The sequence below is a fragment of the Oceanicoccus sp. genome, assembly GCF_029238675.1.
Lineage (GTDB): Bacteria > Pseudomonadota > Gammaproteobacteria > Pseudomonadales > Dasaniaceae > Oceanicoccus.
Window position 1 is genome coordinate 1 of the sequence record NZ_JAQWFR010000011.1, and the last position, 2,966, is coordinate 2,966.

The 2,966-nt window shown below is 46.1% G+C and carries 3 protein-coding genes; 2 read left to right on the forward strand and 1 reads right to left on the reverse strand.

The window, feature by feature from the left end; genetic code table 11:
• On the reverse strand, positions 1-1,875 hold a 1,875-nt coding region (locus P8H32_RS04330; protein ID WP_301088554.1), incomplete at its 3' end, for a DUF1631 domain-containing protein.
• A 234-nt stretch (positions 1,876-2,109) separates the two neighbouring features.
• Here P8H32_RS04330 and P8H32_RS04335 point away from each other — a divergent pair.
• Both P8H32_RS04335 and P8H32_RS04340 read left to right on the forward strand, forming a co-directional pair.
• Positions 2,110-2,643: a TIGR02281 family clan AA aspartic protease gene (locus tag P8H32_RS04335; protein WP_301088555.1), complete on the forward strand. Its 534-nt coding sequence runs from the start codon at positions 2,110-2,112 to the stop codon at positions 2,641-2,643.
• Between the two features lie 39 nt (positions 2,644-2,682).
• Positions 2,683-2,966 (forward strand): nicotinate-nucleotide diphosphorylase (locus tag P8H32_RS04340; protein WP_367279155.1); only part of this gene is annotated, 284 nt, incomplete at its 3' end.

Genomic DNA, 2,966 nt, shown 5'->3' on the forward strand with positions numbered 1-2,966 from the left:
CTCTTGTTCAGAAGCCGCTAACTTAACGGTATTTAATTGTTTCAATTGCGAAAGATAAATAGCTTCCAAATCAGTCAATAGCTGATTCATATCAAAGGGGTTGTAAGCAATCCGGGTCAGGCCAGCCCGCAAATCTTTTAATAACTGCGGCACCATAGCTAAAAGTTGCTGACGCGCCTCGGTATTTTCCATCGGCTCAATGCTCCACAGCAGATCATCGACCACCTGCAAAGCTTCTTGCCAGTTTTTATTTTCTTCGCCGTCTTTCAGGCAAATCAGGAACAGCACGTTACTCCATGCCTGTTCCAATAAAGTAATCACCACTTTTGGCAACGACTTGCCCGCCACTCTTTCATTCAATGCGTTTTGTACAATGGTGCGGGCTAATTCAGATTTAGCTTTGCCATCTTCGGCCTTAATCGTACGCTGCTCAACCAGGTTGATACGACGCTTATCCTTTTCTAAAAAGGCAATAAAATCAGCCAGAACATCCTGGAATAAATCGGAGCCGCCATCGTATTCCTGTTGAACTTTATCGACTATGGATGAAACTTTGCTATAGAGCGGATCACGGTCAATATTACCGGTGGGCACCCAGCCCAAACTGGCACTGGCAATTTCATTCAGTAGCTTTCTGGCTGGATGACCGCCTTTACTGAAAAAGGATTTATCCAGCATCGAGACTTTAATAATAGGGATTTGTAAACGAGAAATTAGCGCCTTCATCGGTGCAGCCAGATTTCTATCATCCAGAATAAACTGAAACAACATGGCTACCAGGTTAATCGCGTCATCATCAACTTGCCCAATACTCATGGGCTTTTCGGGCATCCTGGCACCAAGCAAACTACTGAGAGTTTGCTGCACATCTAACTGTTGCGGACCAACCCCCGCCATCGCCGCATGCTGTTGCTGAACCATTTGTGGAGCCAGGGATGTTTGTACTGTTTGCAATAATTGCATCAGGGTTTGGCGGGGAATTGGTGGTGCTTGTCCCGGTGCTACCAAACCACTGGCTGCGCTCATAGTGGGCCGGGGAAGTCTGTGCAATAAACCTTGCAAGTCGGCAAACACATCATTGCTTGACGCTTCGTCAGCTGCGGTGTTTTCAACATCAATCTCTTTTGTCGTGGATGACCGATTAGCCGGACGCTTATCACCACCCAGGTTGGCCAGGATACCACCATCAACTAATACCGTATTACACTGCTGATGAACCTGCTGTAATTCATTCATTACATAGCGATCGAATAATTTAAAAAGTACTAACTTGGCTTTAATATCCAAGTCCAGTGTTTTACAGACTTGAATAAAAGAATGACAAATAACCTCGGGACCAAAAGGGTTGTTTTTTAAAGTGACTGTCTGGTTTTCAATTAAAGTATCAAGGCGAGTCGTTAGCTGCTTTAAGCCTGAAGAACATTCCCTCTCAGCTTTGGTCACCATATTATCAGCTGCTACTAACTCCTCTAACTCATCCTCTGCAACCAGTGACAACAAATCAATACTAACTTCCTCACTGGCACCCAGGGTTGGGATAGAATCATCCTTCATCAACAACAAACTAAAGGCATTATCAATCTCTTTGCCAAAGCATAACTCCATACCCCGGCGCTTGATCCGAATTTCACGCATCGCCTCAAAATACATATTTTGTTCGACGTTGTGCTCAGCGCGATCGGCCAATTCAAACAAGGCATCATCAATATTATCGAACAGGGCTTGCAGAAGTGGCTGCAGGGATTGCTTGCCACGGTCTTTGGTATCAGTGAAAGGAGCGGGTAATCGAGCGAATAGCGCGTTATCGCCACTGTCTTCGGCTTGATTACCGAGATGACTACTAAGCTGTACAACTTTTGTTGTGTTATCCGCCATAAGTCCACCTGAGGATTGAACCCTGCCAGGGTTTCTTTTACTGTCTAAGCATCATATATCACCGCAAAAGCTTCGTCCTGATTGCTGCCGTAGTTCGAGAAGCCAATCACAGTTCATCGCTAAATAAGCGCAAAGCGAGACATTCATCACATGTTGCTGTCGTAGCGAGCCTTCCTCTTTAAACATTAGTACAATACCCCGAGTTACCAGCCCGAATTACCGACGACGAGCATCATGAATACACCTCCTGAAGACAACAATCCCCGCAAAATGGGCATTACCATGTTTATCATGGCTTGGGCTGTGCTCTTTATTATGGGCATTGTGTTCTTTGATGACTTACTGACTGAACAGCGTAACCCAAACCAAAACCCCGCAAGTCGCACCACTGCGGAAGGTGCCAAAGAGGTTACCCTCCAATCCAACCGGCAGCATCACTATATTGCCAATGGCTTGATCAACGGCCATAAAACCGTGTTTCTATTAGATACCGGGGCAACCGATGTAGTAATTCCACAGTCTTTGGCCAGGGAAATAGGTTTAAAGGCCAATGGCCAGCAACAGGCTTATACCGCCAATGGCAGGGTGACGGTCTATAACACCCAGCTCAGCTCACTCCAACTGGGTGATATTGAGCTCAGGGATATCAACGCCAGCATCAACCCGGCGATGGATAAAGAGGTGGTGTTACTAGGTATGAGCGCTCTAAAACAGATAGAATTTACCCAACGGGGCGACACCCTTATTCTCAGGCAATACGATGACTGATAGAATCACGCCCTTTCTACCACTGACAATACTAACTTCATGAAACTACCCGAATACGCCACCAAAGACCTTGAACTGACTGTAACCAGAGCTTTAGAAGAAGATATTGGTGATGGCGATATTACTGCGCAATTAATTCCTGCGGAGCAAACTGCTACAGCCAGGGTTATTACCCGTGAACATGCCACCCTTTGCGGGCAGGCATGGGTTAATGAAGTGTTTAGGCAAGTGGACCCGACTGTTGAAGTTGAGTGGCAAGTCGCTGATGGCGATTTGGTAGAGCCTAATCAAGTTCTTTTCAAGCTATCAGGGTCGGCCCGAAG

Coding starts and splice junctions, on each gene's coding strand:
- P8H32_RS04335 (WP_301088555.1), top strand. CDS start 2,110: ATGAATACACCTCCTGAAGACAACAATCCCCGCAAAATGGGCATTACC.